The sequence below is a fragment of the Enterococcus sp. FSL R5-0957 genome (assembly GCF_038008005.1).
In the GTDB taxonomy this organism is placed as follows: Bacteria; Bacillota; Bacilli; order Lactobacillales; family Enterococcaceae; genus Enterococcus_B; species Enterococcus_B faecium.
The window spans coordinates 1,669,478-1,692,500 of sequence record NZ_JBBOYG010000001.1; the positions used below are offsets into that span (position 1 = coordinate 1,669,478).

Here is a 23,023-nt window from a genome sequence, read left to right on the forward strand (position 1 = left end):
TGTTAGTTTGTTTTGTAAACGCTTTCAAAAGAAATTTATTTTGTTAAATTTGATCTACTTGAAAATAAAATCGTTTATCTATATGATTTGTCAAATTAAGCTAGAATAAAATGCTTCTTGTACATAGCTCAAAAATATTTCGATTGGTGTTCTGTAATTCAATGATTTTCTTGGAATATGATTACGTTGATTGCTGACACTGGAAATAAATGTCTGATTCACTTCTCTAAAATCCATTGATTTCGGCAGTCCATTACGACGCAGAATCCCGTTAGAATTCTCGTTTAATGGGCGTTGAGAAGGTGTTCCAGGGTCCGCAAAATATATATCAATATCATGTTGGTTACTAATGGCTTTCCAGTTAGAAAATTCTTTTCCACAGTCAAACGTAATAGATTTAAAGAAGTTTTTAGGGAAGCGAGAAAACCATTGATTAAGGGCAGTTTCAATATCTAATGCCTTACGGCCGTTGGGTTTAATCGTGATAATGACTTTAGATAATCTTTCAACTAAATTGAAATCAGGATAATTATCAGGTCGATCATGGATTGAGCGCTGATACTGTTGTTTTCCCCGTTTTTCCTGATGGCCATTGGGTTTTCTTTTACCTTTCATCGGTAGTGTGTCAATATCAAATATTCCTTTAGAAAATAAACGATAAAGTGTTCTCATACCGCATGAAACAGGTCTTTCTTTTCGCCCGATAATGACGTCAGGCGTCCAACCAAGAGTGACTTTCTCTTTAATGTAATCTACTTCATGAGCAGGTAATTGAATGACTTTTCTACCACATTTTTTCTTATTTTCTTTATACTGGTGCCAATAATCAAGAGCAGTCTTACCTTGCTTGAACTTATTGACTACATTATAAATAGTTTGTATAGCACGTCCCATTCGGTTAGCGATTTCAACCGGCTTATTATGTTGAAGATAATATGATTCTATCATTGTCAGTTCGTCTATGGTAAGATGTTTGTAGGTCATTTATGGTTACACTCCTTTGTTTTCTTTCGTCGGAAATACAATTTGAGTGTACCATAAATGCCTTTTTATTTTTCTAACTTAATTTTACAATTCGCGTATCATAAAGATATAGATACATAATCATTTTCACTTACATATATTTGAATATTAACTAAAAACAGCAAGAAAGAAGGGCTCTTTGTCAAATGATGTTGGTAAAGAGAAATCTTAGAATAATTGGAGATCAAGTGGATCAGTTCCTCTTGATCTTTTTTAGTTGAAAATCAATGCGTTGCCATGACGAATCATGATGCGCAATTTGAAATTATAAAAGCTACGAAAGCCATATGCATTTCGTTTTAACACTTTGATATGGTTGTTCAGACATTCAAGTGGGCCATTTGAATAACTTTGTTGTAAAGCATTTTTGATTTGTGGCAGAAATTTCTGGAACGTTCTCAAGGTCGTCTGATAGCCTTCGGGAAGCATGATATTATTGGTAAGTAGTTCTTCAAACGATACGTAGTCTCGTTCCTTTACAGCGTAAAGAAAGTCTTGATATAACTGATAGCCTACACGCAAAGCAGGGCTCCCTTTCAGTAAGCGATCCACAATATCGGTCTCTGTTAAATGAGCTTTGAAGCCAGGTCGCCAAAGGCGTCGAGTATAATCAAGCTTGCGTTCATCTTTTTGAAGAAGTTTCCAGTATCTTTTTAATTGCTTACCTAATTGATAGTGTTTTTGTTCTTTGCTTTTTAATAGTTGGTTCGTTTCTTTGATTCGATGATTGCGAAAGGTACGACCAATATGTTGGACGATGTGAAACCGGTCAATAATCAGCTGTGCTTTTGGAAACAGCTTTTTAACGAGCGATACATAAGGAGCGTACATATCAATCACGATCCATTCGACCGCTTCACGAATTTCTCGTGAAAAATGACTAAAATAACGTTTTAAAAAAGGCAGTTGTCGGTTCTCGACAATGTCCAATAAGCGCTGTGTTTGTCCATCCATCATGATGAAACTCATAGCACCTGAAACACCCCGAACTGATTTGAATTCATCAAAACAAAGTACCTTAGGTAACGGTGTCCGAAAAGGATTCAACGGACGATAAAATCGCTTCATAATACGGTAAACAGAAGAGACCGATAGATTTTTCTGAGCGGCGATCTCTGTCATTGAGGTATTTTTTTTCAGACGAGTCACGACAGACCAGCGGACTTTCTCACTGATGAAACAGTGTTTTTTCGCAACAGAAGTATCTGCGACAAAGGTCCGCTGACAAGCTTTGCATTTGAAGCGTTGCTTTTTCAATTCGAGGTAGGTACGGTATTCAGAAACATCGTTCATTAACAACCGGACGGTTGTTGTACCCCAACGCACAATATCTGAAGCAATCTGGTGTTTACAGTGGATGCATTCTTGGGCTGTATAAATCAAGTTTCCACGATAAATATGACAGATTTGCCCTTTGTATTTTTCTTTTGTGAGACAATTTTCGTTAAAAGTAACTGATAAGTCTAGAATATCTAATGTTTCTTTGATAAGGTGAGTGTAAGACATCTTGATTCCTCCTTTTGGGTTGGTTCGCCAAATTAATTCTAAAGGATTTCAAGGTGTCTTTTCTATATGTTTTGGAACGCCGATTGTAAAATTAAGCTAGACAACTAAAAAAGTCATTTGTGCTACACTCAAAATAGTTCCGTCCAAAGAATTATAAGGAGTGAGTACAAATGACCTATACCCATCTTACAACGGATGAACTTGTAATGATAGAGTCTTATTTCAAAATAAATCAATCTGTTGCGAAAACTGCGCATTGCTTGAATCGTTCAAGACAAACGATCCATAAAGTATACCTGTTCTTCAAGCAAGGAAAATCAGCCTTAGAGTACTATCAACAGTATAAGAAAAACAAATCAAACTGTGGTAGACGCCCGCTTGTTTTACCTGAGGAACAATCAGAATATATTCAAAGAAAGGTTGTTCAAGGATGGACACCCGATGTGATTGTTGGTCGTGCAGCGTTTCCTATTCGTTGTTCTGCTCGTACCATTTATCGTATGTTCAAAAAGGGGCTATTTAATCCTTCTGACTTACCGATGAAAGGCAAGCGTAAACCAAATGGACATCAAGAAAGACGTGGAAAACAAGCTTTCCGTCGCTCTATTCATGAACGTGAAAAAGATTATAGCCAATTCTCAAATGAGTTTGGTCACCTTGAAGGTGACACTATCGTAGGTTTGAAACATAAAAGTGCTGTAATTACCTTAGTTGAGCGATTATCAAAAGTTATCATCACATTGAAACCGTGTGGTAGACAAGCGATTGATATTGAAAACAAATTAAATCATTGGTTTGAATCTGTACCGAAAAATCTATTCAAATCCATCACTTTTGATTGTGGAAAGGAATTTTCAAATTGGAAACAGATCAGTAATGCCAATGATATTGCCATTTATTTCGCTGATCCAGGAACGCCGTCTCAAAGAGGCCTAAACGAGAATTCTAACGGATTGTTACGTAGAGATGGTTTATTGAAATCTATGGATTTCAATTCAGTAGATGAATCTTTTATTCAATCTGTCGCATCGAAACGAAATAATATTCCTAGAAAATCACTGAATTATCGAACACCTTTGGAAGTATTTTTGAGTTACGTAAGTATTGATGATTTGTCTAACTTAATTTGACAATTAAGAGAAAATAAAAAAGATGCTGGTGTCATCCACCAACATCAAAAAGTATAGAGCCGAAAGAAGAGGATCAAATGTATTATGTAGAAGTAAAAACAAAAGGCGTCAAAAACAAACAATATGTGAAAGGTATCAGTAACGAATATCCTTTACTTGGTTCATGGAAAGAAGCTGCTCCTTTTTCCAAACCATGTGCCATAAAAATAAAGAACGAGCTAGAAAAAGAACTGACTTGTGGCAAAGCTGTTGTAGATATCATCGAAAAGTAAATCCAATGTATAGAAAGGAAGATCACACATGAAAAGCGACGTACAAATTGCTAAGATTATAGAATTAGAAGAAGAAGACGCAGTGTTGACAATTGAAAAAAAAATAAATGTTTGTATACCATATGATTATTTCAATATGTATCCTGGAATTGGAGATTTCGTAGAGCTATATCAAGATGAATCAAATATACTTGTCATTCATCATGAAATATAGAGACTTATAAAATTGTTTATTTTTATAATGTATCAGTATAGAAAGGAAATAAAACATGGATTATACTGTTGAATTTGATAGTGAACTACTTAAGCAATTTCCACAAGAAGAACATTTCATGTATAAAGAAGCAATTTCCCACAAAGTGACAGAGTATTTGGAGCATAATTTTTTTCGTATAAAGCCAGTGCGTACTCGTTCGGCAAAAGGAATATACGAGATGAAAGTCAAAATTAATAAAAAAAATTATCGCATAGCATTTGCTTTAAAAAAAAAATCATGTGTTCATTTTTTATATTAGTTCGAATTTGCAAAAAATTGTATTTGATAAAGAGGTGAGTAAAAAAATAAAATAGCTGAGCATTGGAGGATAGATTGAGTGATACTAAGTCTATCCTCTTGTTTTTCTAAAGAACTAAGCTAGAATTTTTTCTTTTGTACGTTATTATATGTTATTTGTCATTACCAAAAAGCACCTTTTTTCTTCTAGTATCTATGACATAAGAAATACCACCCATTTCCTTTACTTGAACAAATCCTACTGATTCATAAAATTTTTTTTTTTTCTCAGTATCATCTGTCAATAATTCGATTTGGACTGGTCCATAACTAGTGATCTTCTCCAAAGCTTCATTCAAAAGCACTTTGCCTATTCCTTGGCGCTGATACCTCGGATGAATGAGGATATCTTGAATAAATGCGATCGTCGCAAAATCAGTGATCCAACGAACGATTCCGATAATCTTCCCTTCCCCATTACGCTTTATCAGAGATTCAGATTGTTCAAATGCTCTAGCTAACCTTGCAGTGTCTTTTGTGTAATTCGTCCAACCAACGCTCTTATATAATTCAGAAATCTCATCGATCATAAGGGAATCAATATTCATTTTTTTCTTCCTTTCTTATACAATTCTCCCTCTAATAATACAATTCTTTAACTATTTAATCTATCACATATAACTCTCCTGTAAAGATTCTCTCGATTCCTTAAAATTCCTCTTTCCTTTTAGAATGCATCCTTTTTGATAAATAAAAAAGGTTGTGATAAATTTTCTTCACAACCTCTGTTTCTCTCTATCAAGTGTTATCTTTTAATTTTCTACCCTTACCCTAGCATCTCTATTGCCCGTAGTATGCATACTTTCCATGTTTGCGAAAATAATGTTTATCTAGTAAATATTGCGGGATTTCACATATATTGGGGTTGATCAGCTCGTTTTCTTTGGCCATCAGACAAATTTCATCTAAGATCAAACTGTTTTCTACTGCTTTCATAGGTGAATCCCCCCATGTGAACGGTCCATGTCCATAGACAAGTACTCCAGGGACTTCGTTTGGATCTAATTTTCTTTCCTTAAACGTCTCGACAATCACATTCCCTGTATGAACTTCGTAAGTTTCTCTTACTTCTTCTTTCGTTAATTGGCGTGTACAAGGAACCTTACCATAAAAAGCATCAGCATGAGTCGTGCCATAAGCTGGCAAATCGCGTCCTGCTTGCGCCCACATGACGGAGTGCGTGGAATGAGTATGAGTAATAGCAGTTATATCTTCAAAAGTTTGATACAAAACAACATGTGTGGGGAGATCTGAAGATGGTTTTAAGCTGTCTTCTTCTATTATATTTCCCGACAAATCTGTTACCACCATTTGATCTGCTTGCATGCATTCATATCTGACACCGCTTGGCTTAATGATGATGACTCCTAGCTCACGGTCCACTTCACTCACATTGCCCCAAGTCAATTTGACTAATCCGTATCGCGGCAATGCCAGATTTGCTTCAAGGACACGTTGCTTCATTGCTGCAATTTTTTCTTCACAAGACATCATAGCCAGCCTCCTTCAATTTAGAACTTAAGTAGTCTTTTGCCTGCTGGATTTCTCTTCGAAAGTCTTGGCTTTTTTCACTCCACATTTCAATCAGAAATGTTCCATCATAATCTAGACGTTTCAAATGTCTTAATAATCCAAGAAAATCAACACAACCGCTACCAAAAGGAACATCACGAAACTGGCCTGAATATTCTTTTGTTACAGGGTAAGTATCTTTTAAGTGGATAGCAGTGATATAATCGATCCCTTTCTCAAGTTCTCGAGCCGGATTATTTTCCGACCATGCGGACAAATTGCCTAGGTCTGGATATACTTGTAGAAAAGGTGAATGAATCTGTTCTTTGATTTCTAAAAATTTTGAAATGGAGTTCATAAATGGATCATCCATGATTTCCACGGAAAGAATGATGCCATATTTAGAAGATTCCTTTACGCTTTCTTTTATTCCTTCGATAAAGTCTTCTCTGGAATTCATTGATTTCTCTTCATAATAAACATCGTATCCAGCTATTTGGATTACTTTGACGCTTAGATTATGCGCCAAATGGATTGCTTTTTTCATTAGTTGTTTCGCTGCTTTTTTCTTTTCTGGATCAGCAGAACCAAACGGAAATCGCCGATGCGCACTTAAACAAATCGAATGGATACGTACACCGGAGCTGAACATCTCTTCTCTCAGCTCAGCTATCTTTTCTTCAGACCAATCTAATCGTGCTAACCGCTCATCCGTCTCATCAATCGACATCTCGATAAAATCGAAGTCCATTTCTTTTACAAGGGAAAAACGTTCTTTCCATGAAATATCTTTGGGTAACGCTTTTTCATAAATCCCAATTTGAGCCATTTCCTTACCCCCAGATACGAATGATCTCATCTTTGAAGTTTTGTGCGGCCTTCATCGGATCATTTGCTGCTGTAATACCACGACCAGTGATAAAGGTATACACATCGATCCCTTCAAATAAGTGTAATGTGTGTGGATTTAATCCACCAGTTACAGAAACATTAAAGCCTAGTTCAATCAGTTTTTTGATCTTCGATAAATCTTTTTCACCCCAAGTTTCACCAGATAACAGCGCATCACGGCTTTGATGGTAGATTACCTGCCGGATACCGATGTTATGCCAATCCATGGCTTGTTCAAAAGTCCAATTGCCGTAGAGTTCTACTTGCAATTCACCTATTTCTTTTTGTGCTGCCTCCATAGTTGGAATCGTTGCACAACAAATGACTGTCATCCAGTCTGCTCCTGCTTTTGCAACATTACTCGCCACTGTTCCTCCAGCGTCTGCACATTTCGTATCAGCGACTAGTTTTTTATCTGGGAACATACTGCGAATACAGCGAATCGTTTTTTGTCCTTCCTGTAAGCAAAGAATTGTGCCCACTTCAATAATATCTACTACATCACCAACTTTCATAACATCTCCTAATGCATGTTCTAAGTCATTGTGATCTAACGCAATTTGCAAATTCGGCCTGCTCATCTTAGTTCCTTCCTTTACTTGTTTTTTTGGTACCACTTTGTTTCAGCAAATTTTTCACTGATTTCTTTGGCTGACATCACATTTTTGATACCGATAACTGTAACTCCTTTTTTCTCTGCCTGAGTAAACATATTCAAAAAATTGACTGGCGTAAAAACTACATCGTATTGGCCAGCTGAACTTTTTCCCTCTGAAATGGCACAATGATGGATTTTGGTAATTGGTACGTTTAGTTCTTTCATTGCTTTTTCCACACTTCTCATCATCATCAAGCTTGTTCCTGATCCATTTGCACACGATACTAAAATTCTCATCTTAATCCCTCCATTATGAGTGTTGTCTAATCAGATTTTCTTTTATACTCTCTGCTTTTCTGCATATGTGTCATAGTCTTCTACAATCAAAAAATAACCCTCAGGATTTTTCCGATATTGTAACTGCGGAATAGCCAATAAACCAATGACAACTACGGCAATTCCAGCATAACCTAGGACTTTCATGATTACTGTAAACAATGGCCAAGCTGTTGCCCAGTCGAACATCCCGATATAACCACCATATGTTGACATCCCAATCCATGTAGCGAATAATGCTGAACCGCCTACTTGTATGATTCCTGAAAGAAACGGGAACAGGCAAGCGGCTTTGAATCCACCTCGGTTATTGGCATAAACTGCTATAACGGCATTATCAAAGAACAACGGAATGAAACCGGCTATGACGATCGTTGGTGATTTCAATAAAATCAGTAAACCAATCATCAAAAACTGTCCCAAAGCACCAAACAAGAACCCAATCGTTACAGCATTTGGCGAACCAAAGCCAAAAGTAGCAGCTACGTCAATTCCTGGAACAGCTCCTGGTAAAATCGTGTTTGAGATTCCTTGGAAAGATTGAGTTAGTTCATCGACGAATGTCCGAACACCTAATTGCAAGATCGCCAGATATACCGCAAAATTTAAAGAAGTCGTCATAATGTAGAATAAGAAACTCTGCCCTTCTTGCATGAATTGCGCTTGAATCAAATAATCTTTGCCTAGTACAATCAGAATGATCCCAAAGAAAAATAGCATGAGTAACGAATTAGCAACCATATTCTCATTGAAAATCGACAAGAATCCTGGTAATTTGATATCTTCGATTTTTTTGTCTTGCTTGATTGATCTATTTTTCTTTTCATCCCGCTTTTTCATCCACTCAGCTAATTTTGCAAATATAAAGATTCCGAACATTTGCTGATGTGCCACTGCAAATCCGGCACCTTCTGTCAATTCCTGCGTGATTCCTACTGTTAAGTTAGAAGCTACTGCCCAATAACAACCTAAAATCAGTCCCATAAAAATCAATACTTGTATCCTACCTAGATCAGGAAAGCAAAACAGTAAAATCCAAAAAGCGGTAGCTGCTTGTTGAACCTGAACGTTTCCGGTAGTGAAAACGGAACGCAGTTTCGTATATTTCTGAAAACGGACTAATAAGATATTTAAAACAAATGCAATCAGTAATAAAATCATCACATCTCCAAAGGTACGGCCAAATGTCTCCATTAATCCAGCATCCACAGCATTTTGTCCAAAATAAGGATCTGTAACCATGGCATCCAAATTGAACCGTTCCTTTAGTCCAACCAAGATTGGCCGAAAATTATTGACCAAACCACCAGAGCCAACAGTCAAAATAAAGTAACCGACCGTTGCCTTTAAGAATCCAGCGATGCATTCATGAAGCGGGCGTTTCAGCAAAATATAGCCTAATAACACGATAAAACCAATCAGGTACGCTGGCTGCGTCAAGATATTTGTTGCAAAATACGTCCAAATGCTTAACAAAAATTCCCCCATCTTTTTTCTCCTCTATCAATTAATTATATTCCGCCATCACAACTTGGTAGTCATCGATGGAGTTCGTAGAGATGAGACGCTCAACCAATCCATCTGTCATTAATAATTCGGATAATTTTTGGATATTTTCTAGATGTTCTTCTGGATCTTTTGCTGCGAGTGTAAAAAACAAACTAGCCGTTTTCTCCTCATTCTCATCTTCACTTTCAAAACGGACTGGCTGTTTCAACTTGGTAAATGAAATAGCTGTTCCAAAAACACCATCACTTTTTTCTGAAGAATGTGGCATGGCTACTTGAGGTGCAATCACAATATAAGGCCCATATTTTTCTACACAATGGATGATCTCCTCCACATACGTTTCATCAATAATTTCCTTATCGATCAATACAAGACAGCTTTCGGCGATAGCTTCACGCCAATCCGTGATTTCTTTATCTGGGTAATGAATCAATTGATGGTCAAAAAAGTATTTCAGCAAGAAACTCCCCTTCTTTCTTATAAAAACGACGGAAACGGTGTATCATTTTCAATCGAGAAGACATCTTCAAATCCTCGATAAAAATTAAACTCAAGATCATCTTTGTTTGTCGGATAGATGAATTTCCCGCCTACTTGCCAGATATAAGGTTTAAATCCATACTTCAGGCGATCCTTTTTGAATTTCCAAATTTCAGTGATCTCTTTTGGATCAGCCATAAAATTAGACCAAATATCGTAGTGGACAGGAATCACTACTTTTGCGTTCAATGACTCCGCCATGCGCAGCATATCAACAGAAGTAACTTTGTCTGTTATACCGCGTGGATTTTCACCATAGGCCCCTAAACAGACATCGATTTTGTGTTCATTACCATGTTTGGCAAATAAATTGGAGTAATGTGAATCTCCTGCATGATAAAGATTCCCTCCTGATGTTTCGAATAAATAGTTTACTGCAATTTGATCCATCTCCTGAGGCATTTTTCCTTTTAATACCTCTTCTGGATCTTCACAAGTGACCAATGCTGTCCGATCAAACGCTTCTAAAGCTACTACATTGATGTCTTTGATTTTGACTGCATCACCTGGTTTCACGATAATCGTTTTTTCTTCAGGGATCCCCCATTTTTGCCACGTGCGAACCACTTCTTTTGGCCCAATGAATGTTGCTTCAGGACAATTTTGATGAACTGCTGCGGCTGTATGGATATCTAGATGATCGGAATGGATATGTGTAACGATTAAAGCGTCTACATTTTTTATCGCAAAAGGATCGATTACGAAAGGCTGAGTACGTAAATTAGGCTGCATATTTTGAACGCCACTCATACGCATCATCTGATGGCCTTTTTTCATCATGCCATTCCCATGACTACGTTTTCCCGTCCCACACCATAGATCACATAAAATATTCGTTCCTTCATGACTTTTCAGCCAAATTCCCGTACAGCCTAGCCACCACATAGCAAAAGTTCCAGGATCCACTACTTCTGTTTCGATTTCTTCATTCAAGTATGTGCCCCACTCAGGAAATGTTTCTACTAACCACTTTTCTTTTGTTACTTCATTGACAGTTTTACTCATTTGCTTGCTCCCCCCATATCGTTGTTCCAACTTACAAGTAAATATTAATGTGTATCAGCATCCATGAGAACCCTTTTATATGACCGTTTATTTTTTATATGATTTTCTTTCAGCAATCAATGATTGTTTCAGTATAATAAAGACAGATATGAATGTTTAAATGAACAACTAGTCAAATAAATCCATGGATCAAGATGTCCCTCAGGAGGCAAAAGTCATGAAAAACTCACTTGTCAATATTGAAAAACGTCAAAAAGAAATTTTGGAACTGCTTCAGCAGACTGAACAACTATCAACTTTCGAATTAGCTGAATCCCTTGATGTATCTATTAGTACGATACGAAGAGATTTAAATTTATTAGAAGAAAAAAACGAGATCATACGCAATTACGGTTATTGTTCTTATAATTACAAAAACCAGACTGATTTTGATCAATCTGGTCCTGAAAGGATTAAACAAGCGATTGCCAGAGAAGCTAGTAAATACATTAACGATTATGATACGCTGTTTATCAATTCTAGCTCGACTGCGTTGAAAACACTGGATTTTCTTCAATCTAACCATTTGACAGTCATTACAAACAACGTGAAAATCAATTACTCTCCGCACAAAGATAATTGTAGTTATATTTTAACTGGTGGAGAGATGCGCTTTCCAAAAGAAGCACTAGTGGGCGACATCGCATTAAATACGATTTCTTCAGTCAATGCAGACATTTGTATCATTGGCTGTAGTGGAGTCGATGTAGTACATGGGGTCACAACAAAGATATTAAATGAATCAACGATCAACGAAATGATGGTCAACAAGACAATCAAATGTAAGATTTTAGTCGCTGATCATCGAAAAATCGGACTGACATCAAAGTTCAAGATTGCTGATATTTCAGTCTTTGATTATTTGATCACTGATAAATTTTGCTCTGAAAAAGTATTAGAGGAGATCAGAAATACGGGGATAAAAACCATTCAAGTAGATTCATTTTAAGAACCAGGACGTAAATATGTAAATAGGATTATCAAAAAAATGAATAACAAATTTATCGATAAATGAAAAATACGCTACGCTCAAATTGATAAAGGAATCCCAAGATGTATCCATCCAATCGATACCATCATAATCTATTGCTTCTTTTATAACCGTTATATGTTGCCTAAATAGGAATCAAACAATATCGAAAAAAGGAGGTATGACAAAAGTCACACCTCTTTTTTTCGAATAAACGGTATTCAAATCAGAACACTGATTTCACAACCACTTTATTTCAGGTCGTTTTCAATCACCTTTACCGCGTAATCATTTCCGTTGAAACGCGCTATTTTTTTTGCGTCCATATATCTTTCTAAATAATCGTCTTCTCCTAATTGCTTATGGCAAGAAGCAATTTCATAAAGCAAGTATTCCAATGCATAAGTCGATTTATGTTTCTTATTATACTCAATACCCTTCTCACATAATTGGATTGCTTTATCATAATCCTCGATTTTACGGTAATAGGTGGCGATATCATAATATACAATGCAGACCATCAGATTATCAAAATCAGTCTCACTCAATATTTTAAGTGTACGCTCCACATAAACTTTCGCAAAATCTAATTCTCCTTTTGACAAGTAGATCATTGCCACGTTTGCAGCTGCTTGTAAGTGATGGATATCTGTTTCGGTCGTTTGTTCCAACACTTGATTAAAATAAAATAATGCTGCATCTGGTTTTTTCGCATAAAGATGATCAAGCAGTCCTTGATAAAATAAAATTTGATTTAAAAGATCAGAATTACTTACTTTTTCCTGATCGATCGTTTGTAAAATTTTATAAGATTCTTGGTATTTTGATACAGAATTCAATGATTGAATCTCATTTATTTTTTTCCTGATTTTGTCTTCTTCTGTTTCTACTAATATATCGGAGATCTCGACATTCAGCTTTTTGCAAAGCGCACTTAAGATATTGATGCCTGGCGACATATTCTTGTTTTCGATATTGCTGACAGTTGCTTGTTCACAAATGCCTTCTGCTAATTGTACTTGTGTTAACCCCTTTTTCTTTCGGTATTCTTTTAGTAATGCTCCATCTACTTTAATCAAAACAATTTCCTTCCCTTTAAAAAATTATTTCTCCTTTATATCATACACAAAAAAAAGTTCTAAACAACCAAAAATGTTTAGAACAGAATAAAAATTTTAATTTTAAAATAATATTCAAATTAAACAACTGGCGTATCTGCTCCTTGATTTCTTTTTGTGTTATCTGAATAATTATCGTTTACAGTTATAACACATAGTGAAAATTGTCATGGCGAGAAAGTCTAAGAATATTTTTAAACATAACTATTTCTTTCTTACGTGTGTATAATGACGACAGCACACCTATCAATTAATATAATTATTTTATTTTTTTATGTTCTCAATCATCATGTTTATTTTTAATGACACAACTTCTCGTATTTATCTGGCACAACATATAAATCGATCAAAAAATTGTTGCGTGTTTTTTTGAAAATTGGAGTTTCAACTTGATTACAAAATTTAAATTTAGAAGTTGTGAAAACAGCGAGAGACAGTTTAATATTCAAAATATACATAGGCTACTCGAACGCTGTGTTTTTTAGTATACTAGTAAGAAACGAAGGGATAGACTCATTCCAATAAGGAGGATTTCATGAAGACAATTCTTTTTGCTCCTGCAGTATTCAATTTAGCTGAGACAACACGAATGATTGAGGTTACCAAAGCTATGAAAGACCGTTATTACTGTGTATTTTTTGGCTTTTCTAAAACTTTTGCTCCTTTGATCACAGAAAGTGGCTTTGAGTATCATTTACTAGCGCCGACCCTTACGAAAAAACAAGAAGAACAAATCATAAAATTTGACCAGTTGCGTACACTTAAAAACCCTTTTACCAAAGAAATGGTTGCCTCTCGTATCACTAGTGAACAGAGTCTGATTGCTAAGTTTGAGCCTCGACTGATTGTAACAGGTTCGAATGTGACAATTTTTTTATCGGCCCGCAGTAAAAAGATTCCTTTAGTATATGTTAAACCCTATGTTTTGAGTGAACCTTTTTTTCAATCAGAGCATGCGCTGATGCCCCACGAGTTACGTTTCTTCGGCCCTTTAAGCAATCCCCTTTGGCACTGGACAAAAAAGCGTATAGTAAATACCCGATGGATCCCCAATGCCTTCAAACACGCTGCACAAAGAGAAATGCTTCCTTTACCAAAAACAAGTTTACAAATGATGGATGCTGATCTAAATCTCATCACAACGCCTAAACTATTTTTGGAAGAAGAACAGTTGCCGGAAAATTATCGAATCGTTGGTCCAATTTTTGCTAAGCTCAGTACTTCCTTGCCTGGAGAAGTGCTAACTTTTATACAGCGAAAGCAACAAGAAAGAAAACGTATTATCTATTTCGCAATGGGTAGTTCAGGCAATCCGCGTATGTTACGCAAAATTTTGTTCTTCTTACAAAAACAACCGGATCTAGCGGTTATTGCACCTATTGACTATCTGCTTGATGACATTCAATCTGACTCAGAAGATCTTTTAATAACAGAATATCTGTCTAGTCATCTTTTGCATGAATTCATTGATTTTTCTTTTATCCACGGCGGGGAAGGGACCGTCCAAACTGCCTGTGAATCCGGCAAACCGTTTATCGGTGTGGGGATGCAATTTGAGCAAAGCTGTAATATTGACTATTGTGTAAAATACGGAAACGCAATCGCCCTCACAAAACCAGTGACTGAAAGAAAACTGTAGATTGCTCTGCGCGAAGTTTCTTCACCCAAGATTCGTCAGCAGGCACGCACGCTGCAAGCCGTTTTTCCAATAAATGGTCCACAACAAGCAATTCAAGAAATCGAAACCTTCCTGAGCAACCACCCAATATAGTTTCAAGTAGAAAAAGCTTTTTTAATAGAGACTCATCAGTAATTTCGCTATTCGAGACCCCGACAGTGAAAATACAAAAAAAGTAAATAGTGGATTGAAAAGTTAGAGTTACTTAAATTACGGTGTCTAAAAAACACAAAATCATCCTTAAAATAAAAGATCTGACGCTATCCAAATGAGCATAGGTAGCGTCTGCCATTTATTCTTAGTCAAATTCTTTGACACCTTTCTCTGGTTGGATCATCTCAACGTTTCTTCAAAAGAAAGACCATAATAATTAGGCAAATACATTTTCTTAAAATGTGTCATATAGATCTAGAAGCATCGCTTTGTAGAGATTTGTGCCGCTAGTCCCCTCAACAATTACTAAATCAAATGTAGGATTTACCACTTTATCTTTGATAATCAACCTCCCTCTTCTGTTGAGACAATGATCTCGCAATCCGATGCATACTCCTATATAAACTGCCAGCAATCCCCACATATTGAGTAGATCATGTCAGAATGTTCTATGTCGTCAGCAACGATACACTAAAAGTCACGTTCACCATGACTGATTGCTATTCCCAGCGCAATTATTTCTATACACGTTTCATGATTTGAATAAACACTCTCATCATACATATTACCATTCATACACCATACTGCAGCCCCTACTATATGGTTGTAAGCTCCCAAATCTATATTTGACTTGATCACTTTGGTAGTAGATCTACTAATTCTAAATCCATTGCTGATAAAATTTTCATTTTTGCCTCCTTCTTTCTGCCAAAACAGTTAAAACAATAATAATCTTTATGTAAAAAAGGGCTGTGACAAAAGTCTTGTCACAGTCCCATATTCCGAATAAACGGTGGTCAAAAGCTTGCATCTGCGGTAATAAGTTCAACCAAACGAAAAATAAGCCAAAATTTCACAAAAATTTAAGAAGCAATTTTCGTAAATTTCTTCTTATTTCTTGAAGCTAACCACTTCTGTCACAACCACTTTTAGAACATTTAAAGCTTCGATGTGACAAACCACCTATGCTGCTCGATCATAAAATTGATAGCAAAAATTTCACAAAGTACATATGTCCCCCATGAAAACAAAACATTCATATGCGGTACAATGATCTTTGGAAGAATCACGATCAAAAATGATGCCAGTGCCCAAATCCATCGATTGATTTGAATATGATATGTAGCTAGCATATTCAATATAAGGTGACTAGCCGTTAATAAAAAGATAAAAACAAAAAATAAAATCAGCCAATACATTGTTTCCCACCTTCTAAAAACCAAACTTAGACAGTTTGGACTTCGTTTTCTCCACGACTTTGTTCATCTGACAGCATCTTTTTATCATAAGCTTTTACAAATGGATAATAGATAATAAATGCTATCAATGTGTTGATCATGATCAAGATAACAACACGCCAGTCATTTCCTGCTGAAAGATAACCGCCGATTGGAGCTGGTAATGTCCATGTTGGCAAAACAGTAAATCTATTGACCATTTCTAATTTGACTGCAAAATAACTGATAATAGTCAAAACTAAAGGAACTAAGTTAAACGGGATGAACATGTAAGGATTCAACATCATAGGAGCTCCAAAAATCATGGGCTCATTGATATTGAAGATACCAGGAATAATAGAAAAACGACCAACCTCTTTCAAGAATTTTGATTTACAGAAGAATATAAACAAAACAGATACCACGATCGTCGCTCCTGCACCACCAATTGTTACCGTCCATTGATAAAACTGTTCAGGAGCGATATAGGGTAATTGGGTGGCAGCTGTACCATCTGCCAATGCCTTTGCATTCTCATCCAACATGATCAGCCACATTGGACGAACAACAGCCCCTACAATACTCATGCCATGGATACCAAATGACCACAACAAATGGATCAAAAACATTGGTAGTAAAACACCAAGCAAATTATTCCCTAAAATATTGGTTAAAGGCTCGAATAACGATAATAAGGCAGCGTTTACATCAAAGCCCGCGACGCTTCGAATCAGCCAAGTAATTGTTAAAATGACTGCACCTGGAATCAATGCCTCAAAACTACGGGCAACAGCAGGTGGCACTTGTTCTGGCATTTTGATAGTAATATTTCGATTTTTAAAGAAACGATATACTTCCACTGCAAAAATCATAGATAAGATCCCCGCAAACATCCCAGATGCTCCCAAAGAACTCATAGGTAAGACCCAGCCAAGAGGTGCCTCTTCAGGAGTTAAAACGTTTACAGGAACTTGTAACATAAAGAACGTTCCTAAAGATAATATACCACCTGTCACACTATCTAATCCATATGATTTAGCTAGATCCGAACCCATAACAAAAGTTGCATAAATAGCCATCAATCCCATCGTCATCCTAAAGGGTAAAACAATCGTTGCCGAATAAGGGGCAATAAATTCATTCCATCCAGGAAACGGTAAATTGATAAAGACCATAAAAAATGTCCCAATCAAAATCAATGACAATGTTGAAACAACCCCATTACGAATTGCTAATAAATGACGCTGTGTACCAATTTTTGCCATTGGTGGGACAAGTTTCTCTTCGACCCATTTCATCAGCTTTTCCACTAAAACCACTCCTTTTCAATAAAATATGAACCATTCATTGCATGACAACGCAAAGAATGTTCATAACTAATTATATAATTAAGAAATTTTATTTCAATATATTCTCTTAAATAATCAAATTTATTTTTAAGAATCCTGAAAATAAGTTTTCTAAATCATAGGAGCAACAAAAAAATTCGATAATTAACAAAAATCAAAATGATTAAATCTAGTGATTGAAACATATCATTTCAAAAAAATTTTGTAAATTCACCCATAAATATCACCCTATTTAACTTTTTTCATCGTACACTAAAATTCAAAACAACTATCTTTAATCTTTACTTCTTGGTTTTGTTTTAATAAATTTCCTTCAAAAATGCCTGGAGAAACTACAATGATCACCGTATCTTTTTGTGCTTGCTCCAACTTCTTCAAATCTATAATAGCTAACAGTGTCCCTTCTTTTACCTCCTGGTTACTTTCAACCCGTATCTGAAACGGACTTCCTTCGAGTTCAACCGTATCTAAACCCATATGGATCAGTATTTTTCTGCCAGATTCACTTTCGATCGTTATGGCATGTCGGGTAGGAAATATATTATCGATTATTCCTTTAACTGGCGCATGGATATATCCATCATGATTCGTTATAGCGTATCCAACTCCTATCATTTTTGAAGAAAAGACCTCGTCTTTTACTGCTGTTAATGGAATAATTTGACCACTAGCTACAGCTTTTAGAATGTTTCTTGTTTTAAAGAAATGCACTTTTTATCACCTCTACTTTAATGCTGGCCAATATTTTTTGTTTACTTTGATCATTTCATCTAGTATTTTTTTTGCGACTCTGGCATTTGGTACGGTTTGATTCAATGTAAATGCTTGTAAAGCTTTTTGATAAGAACCTTCAAAGTAAGCATCTACTAGTAACTTCTCTGCTGCAACTTGTGCCTCCATCAATCCTTTATGAAAATCACTGATTGGTTTTCTTAGTGTAATTGGCTCCACACCAGTTGCACCAACATATGCCGGTATTTCAACAACTGCATCTGACCGTAGATTCGGAATCGCCCCTTGATTAGGAACGATTAGCATAAAGCGACGACGATCATCATTCAACAAGGAAATAGCTATATCGACGATATATTGTCCATGCTCCCCAAAATTAAAGTTCAATACTTCTTCCACAATACCGCGGCGTATTTTATCAGCCATTTCTTTGGTATTTTTCTCTCGTCCATCCATGACCATATTAGCACGTGTATACTCTTTGTCAGTATGCTCAACGACCATATCAGGATATAAGTAATACTCTAAGTAATTATTCGGGATATTACTTGGAAAATTTTTCGTGATGACCGACATCATTTGAAAGGTTTTTTGCCAAGTTTTGTCTCCTATATTAAAATCGGCGACTTGCATTTCTTTTGTTATTAGTTTTTCAATAATCTCTGGCATAATTTCTCGTTGCAATTCTTTATCATAAATCGATGTATACCAGCCAAAGTGGTTTAAACCATAATACGTAACGATCCAATTCTTACGATCATAACCGTAATTCACTGCAATCGTTTCTTCAATTGAAATAGTCATATCACAGGCATTAATCATTTTTACATTCGGATATTTACGACGAACAGCTTCAGAAACGATCGACTCTGGATTTGTATAATTCAAAATCCATGCTTTGGGGGCATAGTCTTGTATATGATCGACAATTTCCAATAAACCTTTGATTGAGCGCATCCCATAAGTAAATCCTCCGAGTCCACACGTTTCTTGTCCTACTAATCCATGTTTAAGTGGAATCTTTTCGTCCTTTTCTCGCATCTCCAATCCTCCAACACGAATTTGTGAGAAAACAAAATCGCATCCTGTAAAAGCAAGCTTTGGATCATCCGTTGCACGAATGCGAATATTTGAAAAACCTTTTCTTTTCAGCATAAATTTAACAATCAAGTACATATCCATATTTCTTTCTTCATCAATATCATATAAACGTATTTCAGATAATGGCAACCGTTTTTCATTGTTCAAAATGGCTTGAACGATTCCTGGTGTATACGTACTCCCGCCTCCAGCTATAGTGATAATCTGTTTTTTCATCATCATCTTTTCCTTTCTATTCTTCTAATAATTTATTGAATTCTGCCATAACATAAGTCACTTCTAAGCCGATGATAATTTGATAATTTTTTTCAGTTGGTTTAATGATCCCGCTTATCCCTAATTGCTTGATTCGCTGTTCCTCGACCATGGTGGGATCCACTACCTCTACCCGTAGGCGTGTATTACAACTATAGACATCCAGGATATTGGCTTTTCCTCCAAACGCTTGTAGCATTTTTGTTGCCATATATTCATAATTTTTACTTGCTAACCCTAACTCTGTTTCTTCTAAGGTTACTTCATTGCCAAACTCTGCCTTAGCTTCACGTCCTAATGTCTGAATGTTTCTCTTATTGATCAAATAATAAAAAGTAACGTAATACAAGGCAAAAAAGAAAATTCCGATTGGAAGAATCAAAATAGCATTGGTAGCGATTCGAAAATTGATGAGATAATCAACAATACATGCTCCGAATGTAAAACCAATTCGTATATTGAATAAGTAACAGACAATCCCTGCTAAACCGGCAAAAAGTGCATGGATCACGTACAACATAGGAGAAAGAAACATGAAACTAAATTCAACAGGCTCAGTGATATTTGCAATAAATGAAGTTCCTGCACCGCTTCCCATGATTCCTTTGACCATCTCTTTATTTTCTTTATAAGCTGCTTTATAGATAGCTAGACATATAGCTGGTATACCAAACATCATTACTACAAAAAAACCTGATAAAAACAGTCCAGCCTGAGGATCTCCGTTGATAAAGCGTGTCATCTCTCCTCTGAAAACTTCCTTGCTAGGAGATGTATAGCTTCCTAAATCGTAATAAATATACGTATTCAACACATGGTGCAGTCCAAAGGGGATCAGCAAACGATTCAAAAACATAAATATCCCCACACCTAATGCCCCCATATCAACGAGCAGTTTTGCAAAATTATCAATCCCAATTTGGATGAGCGGCCAGATAAAGCCCAAAAAAACAGCTGCGATTGTTTGTAGAATCATCACCATAGTCAATGGGAATTTTTCGCCCGCAAAATAAGAAAAAACTACTGGTAATTTTTGTTCTTTAAAGCGATTATACGTCCATGCCGCTACTAAACCGGAAATAATTCCACCAAAAATCCCCATATTCACTTCTGGGTCCATAATTTCTAAGCCTTTTTTCAAGGTAGCAATCGCTAAAAAACCAGTAAGTGCAGGTATTCCTTTGTCCTTATTTTTGACAAAACCGATTGCAACTCCTATAGCAAATAAGATATCCAAGTTTCCAAAAACGGCATTTCCAGCTGCACCGATTACTGGGATGCTCAGCATATCATCAGCTGATAAACGCATGATCAATCCCACAAATGGCATCGCTGCAACTGGAAGTAGCATCGCTCTTCCAAGTTTCTGCACATTTGATTTAACATTCATTTTTATTCCTCCTCTATTAAATATCCTCATATGTTACTAACTCAATCAAAGAATCATTTTTCAATTTTTGAGAAAATGCTGAATGAATTAAAAATTCGACTTGGTGGGTACGAGGATACACAAAACTTGAACCATTTAACAATTCCTGATCCAAATACGCTGCGTGACACATGACTTCGATCGTTTTATCTTCTCTCAATATCATGAGTAAACTTGCCAAATATTCTTCCACACTCGTATTGATTTGTCGTTTTTTTTCATCAGTTTCTCCTACGACATCGAAACAAGGCTCAAAATAATCGACATGACGAACTTCATCTTTTCGTTCAAAGTTGCTCCGAACCGGCAAATCATATTTTTTTGCTAATGTAACAACTACCTCCTGATTTTCATCCAAAGTATGAGTATGATGATGACTGTCTAAATGAGTTGGTATGATCCCCGCATGATAAATTTTTTGAATCTGAGCATTCCATTCCTGATACAGTTGATCTTTGTCAATGTTAAATGGATGCTGATAATAAGATAAGGATCTGAACTCTCCGCTTTCGATAAGAGTATCGACAGTTTTGAGAAGTGGTTTGCCACACGTCAATGTTAAATGGACTCCTACACCTAGCCTAGGCATTTCCTTTCTTAGTTTCACAGCGTGCTCGAAACCCGGCATATTTGCCATCAATGTAGTTGATGTCAAAATTCCTCGCTGATAAGCATCCATAATCCCATAATTCACACCATGGCTATAGCCAAAATCATCCGAATTAAAAATCACTTTTCCCATTTCATTCTCCTTCTTTTTTCTACTAAAATAGGCGCAACCAAATAATCATAGTCCATTTACTATGTGTCATTTGGTTGCGCCTATAGATAGTTACGCCCTTATTTTAATAGATTCGTGCTAGATGAATTGCCAAATAGATGATTTCATTTTCTTGAATGGCAAGTTGAAATGGCTGTTCGATGATATCTTTAATCTTTAGTGCTGTACAATACGCTTTGCTATGTTTAAATGTTTCAGTAAAAAAACCAATATTTTCTACTGGCGTTTCTTCCTGATAAATCAAGCGTTTAACCAGGAATTTGATATGAACCATTAAGCGATGATAAGTCAGTGATTCTTTATCATAAACGTTTGAATAGGATTTTTCTAGATGGGACAAAATCGTGGTCGTCATTTCTACTATTTTTAAGCTCTTTAAACTATTAGGCTCTCCTAGCTCAGCATTAATGATATGCATAGTGATGAATCCTACTTCATTTGACCCTAACTCGGTTTGATATCGATGATTGATTCGCTCGACCACTTCTATTGCTATATCATATTCATTTGGATAAAGGAATCTCATTTCTGGCAACATAATTGCTGTGACATCTCTATCTTCTCTTTTTCGTTGAATAGCAAAATAAATATGATCTGTCAATGTAATATAGATATTTGAATCTAATGGAGAGGAGATCCTAGCTGTTATCAGTTCAATCACTTCTTCCGCAAAATCCATAAATTCGATTGGAATCTGCGAGACTATCTCACTGAATCGTTTGATCTTTTCTTTAGAATCTAATACAAATAATTTGTCAGCATCCTCAACATCAAATGGCTTACTCACTTTAGCAGAAAAGCCAATCCCTTTCCCCATCGCAATTTTTTCTATTCCATCGTCATCGATCAATACAGCATTATGATTCAGCTTTTTCATCACATACACCGTTAATTCACCTCCTCTATATGATAAAACAAAACAACTTGCAGACTCCTTCATACATATTTTTGTCTCCAAACAATTTTTAAAGACAAAAAACGACCTAAGAAAGAACCCTTTCTTAGGTCGTGCCTAATTGAATAGTAGCACCCTACATAATTTACAAAAATAGTTTAACACATAATAAAAGCGTTATCAATATCTTTTTTACTCGTTTTATGATAATACTTGTATCGAATTGATTTGGAGGTAATTACATAAAAACAAAAAAAATATAGCAACTCTCTATAAGAAAGTTGCTATATTGATAATTATACCGGCGGCCGGGGTCGAACCGGCACGTCCTCAACGGACACTGGATTTTGAGTCCAGCGCGTCTGCCAATTCCGCCACGCCGGCAAATTTAAAAATAATAACTGGGGTAGCTGGATTCGAACCAACGCATG

At 36.1% G+C, this 23,023-nt stretch carries 22 protein-coding genes, 2 tRNA genes and 2 pseudogenes (1 of these 26 only partly in view); 6 read left to right on the plus strand and 20 right to left on the minus strand.

Annotation, left to right across the window (positions count from 1 at the left end; translation table 11 throughout):
- Positions 1–90: 90 nt before the first annotated feature.
- Both MKX69_RS08035 and MKX69_RS08040 read right to left on the minus strand, forming a co-directional pair.
- Positions 91–984, minus strand: coding sequence for an IS30 family transposase (locus MKX69_RS08035; protein ID WP_341009701.1), 894 nt, complete (start codon positions 982–984; stop codon positions 91–93).
- 252 nt (positions 985–1,236) lie between these two features.
- Positions 1,237–2,529: an ISL3-like element IS1251 family transposase gene (locus MKX69_RS08040; protein WP_000122610.1), complete on the minus strand. Its 1,293-nt coding sequence runs from the start codon at positions 2,527–2,529 to the stop codon at positions 1,237–1,239.
- 170 nt (positions 2,530–2,699) lie between these two features.
- On the opposite strand from MKX69_RS08040, the gene MKX69_RS08045 reads away from it, so the two are divergent.
- From MKX69_RS08045 to MKX69_RS08060, 4 genes and pseudogenes are all read left to right on the plus strand, one after another.
- On the plus strand, positions 2,700–3,659 hold the full coding sequence (locus MKX69_RS08045; protein ID WP_000222573.1) for an IS30 family transposase: 960 nt from the start codon (positions 2,700–2,702) through the stop codon (positions 3,657–3,659).
- Between the two features lie 77 nt (positions 3,660–3,736).
- Entirely contained in the window at positions 3,737–3,931 is a 195-nt protein-coding gene (locus tag MKX69_RS08050; RefSeq protein ID WP_002289063.1) for a hypothetical protein, read from the plus strand.
- Positions 3,932–3,959: 28 nt separating this feature from the next.
- A complete protein-coding gene (locus MKX69_RS08055) occupies positions 3,960–4,145 on the plus strand; it encodes a hypothetical protein (protein ID WP_341009704.1) in 186 nt (61 codons plus the stop codon).
- 55 nt (positions 4,146–4,200) lie between these two features.
- A pseudogene (locus MKX69_RS08060) lies at positions 4,201–4,501 on the plus strand (hypothetical protein).
- Between the two features lie 96 nt (positions 4,502–4,597).
- Here the strand turns inward: MKX69_RS08060 and MKX69_RS08065 are convergent.
- The 8 genes from MKX69_RS08065 to ulaG all read right to left on the minus strand — a co-directional run bounded on the left by MKX69_RS08065 (position 4,598) and on the right by ulaG (position 10,875).
- Entirely contained in the window at positions 4,598–5,032 is a 435-nt protein-coding gene (locus MKX69_RS08065) for a GNAT family N-acetyltransferase (protein WP_341009706.1), read from the minus strand.
- Between the two features lie 232 nt (positions 5,033–5,264).
- Positions 5,265–5,975, minus strand: coding sequence for an L-ribulose-5-phosphate 4-epimerase (locus MKX69_RS08070; RefSeq protein WP_341009708.1), 711 nt, complete (start codon positions 5,973–5,975; stop codon positions 5,265–5,267).
- On the minus strand, positions 5,965–6,825 hold the full coding sequence (locus MKX69_RS08075; RefSeq protein WP_341009710.1) for an L-ribulose-5-phosphate 3-epimerase: 861 nt from the start codon (positions 6,823–6,825) through the stop codon (positions 5,965–5,967). The genes MKX69_RS08070 and MKX69_RS08075 overlap by 11 nt, the downstream gene beginning before the upstream one ends.
- Before the next feature lie 4 nt (positions 6,826–6,829).
- Entirely contained in the window at positions 6,830–7,468 is a 639-nt protein-coding gene (locus tag MKX69_RS08080) for a 3-keto-L-gulonate-6-phosphate decarboxylase UlaD (RefSeq protein WP_341009712.1), read from the minus strand.
- A gap of 14 nt (positions 7,469–7,482) precedes the next feature.
- Entirely contained in the window at positions 7,483–7,782 is a 300-nt protein-coding gene (locus MKX69_RS08085; protein ID WP_002299656.1) for a PTS sugar transporter subunit IIB, read from the minus strand.
- Between the two features lie 42 nt (positions 7,783–7,824).
- On the minus strand, positions 7,825–9,309 hold the full coding sequence (locus MKX69_RS08090; protein ID WP_341009715.1) for a PTS ascorbate transporter subunit IIC: 1,485 nt from the start codon (positions 9,307–9,309) through the stop codon (positions 7,825–7,827).
- 19 nt (positions 9,310–9,328) lie between these two features.
- Positions 9,329–9,790, minus strand: coding sequence for a PTS sugar transporter subunit IIA (locus MKX69_RS08095; RefSeq protein ID WP_002307029.1), 462 nt, complete (start codon positions 9,788–9,790; stop codon positions 9,329–9,331).
- Between the two features lie 17 nt (positions 9,791–9,807).
- Positions 9,808–10,875 (minus strand): L-ascorbate 6-phosphate lactonase, encoded by a 1,068-nt coding sequence (gene ulaG / locus MKX69_RS08100; protein ID WP_341009718.1) that lies wholly within the window; start codon positions 10,873–10,875, stop codon positions 9,808–9,810.
- A gap of 217 nt (positions 10,876–11,092) precedes the next feature.
- On the opposite strand from ulaG, the gene MKX69_RS08105 reads away from it, so the two are divergent.
- Positions 11,093–11,863, plus strand: coding sequence for a DeoR/GlpR family DNA-binding transcription regulator (locus tag MKX69_RS08105; RefSeq protein WP_002288823.1), 771 nt, complete (start codon positions 11,093–11,095; stop codon positions 11,861–11,863).
- 272 nt (positions 11,864–12,135) lie between these two features.
- Here the strand turns inward: MKX69_RS08105 and MKX69_RS08110 are convergent, their stop codons facing one another.
- The gene (locus MKX69_RS08110) at positions 12,136–12,963 is read right to left on the minus strand and encodes a helix-turn-helix domain-containing protein (RefSeq protein ID WP_002288821.1); all 828 of its coding nucleotides are present in this window, start codon (positions 12,961–12,963) and stop codon (positions 12,136–12,138) included.
- 574 nt (positions 12,964–13,537) lie between these two features.
- Here MKX69_RS08110 and MKX69_RS08115 point away from each other — a divergent pair.
- Positions 13,538–14,773: pseudogene (locus MKX69_RS08115) on the plus strand (glycosyltransferase).
- A gap of 998 nt (positions 14,774–15,771) precedes the next feature.
- Here the strand turns inward: MKX69_RS08115 and MKX69_RS08120 are convergent.
- The 9 genes from MKX69_RS08120 to MKX69_RS08160 form a co-directional block, all read right to left on the minus strand.
- Complete coding sequence (locus tag MKX69_RS08120; protein ID WP_341009721.1) at positions 15,772–16,032, minus strand: diacylglycerol kinase; 261 nt, start codon at positions 16,030–16,032, stop codon at positions 15,772–15,774.
- A 26-nt stretch (positions 16,033–16,058) separates the two neighbouring features.
- Entirely contained in the window at positions 16,059–17,360 is a 1,302-nt protein-coding gene (locus MKX69_RS08125) for a PTS sugar transporter subunit IIC (RefSeq protein ID WP_002318967.1), read from the minus strand.
- 291 nt (positions 17,361–17,651) lie between these two features.
- Entirely contained in the window at positions 17,652–18,110 is a 459-nt protein-coding gene (locus MKX69_RS08130; protein ID WP_002288815.1) for a PTS glucose transporter subunit IIA, read from the minus strand.
- A 12-nt stretch (positions 18,111–18,122) separates the two neighbouring features.
- Positions 18,123–19,451 (minus strand): family 4 glycosyl hydrolase, encoded by a 1,329-nt coding sequence (locus tag MKX69_RS08135; protein WP_445666852.1) that lies wholly within the window; start codon positions 19,449–19,451, stop codon positions 18,123–18,125.
- Positions 19,452–19,464: 13 nt separating this feature from the next.
- Entirely contained in the window at positions 19,465–20,907 is a 1,443-nt protein-coding gene (locus MKX69_RS08140; RefSeq protein WP_341009727.1) for a PTS transporter subunit EIIC, read from the minus strand.
- Positions 20,894–21,658 carry a carbohydrate deacetylase gene (locus tag MKX69_RS08145; protein ID WP_341009729.1) on the minus strand — a complete coding sequence of 255 codons (765 nt, stop codon included), beginning with the start codon at positions 21,656–21,658 and terminating at the stop codon, positions 20,894–20,896. Before MKX69_RS08145 ends, MKX69_RS08140 begins: the two co-directional genes overlap by 14 nt.
- 103 nt (positions 21,659–21,761) lie before the next feature.
- Positions 21,762–22,637 (minus strand): PRD domain-containing protein, encoded by an 876-nt coding sequence (locus tag MKX69_RS08150; protein ID WP_025478811.1) that lies wholly within the window; start codon positions 22,635–22,637, stop codon positions 21,762–21,764.
- 254 nt (positions 22,638–22,891) lie between these two features.
- Positions 22,892–22,976, minus strand: a tRNA-Leu gene (locus MKX69_RS08155).
- Positions 22,977–22,993: 17 nt separating this feature from the next.
- A tRNA-Gln gene (locus MKX69_RS08160) sits at positions 22,994–23,023 on the minus strand (it continues 42 nt past the right edge of the window).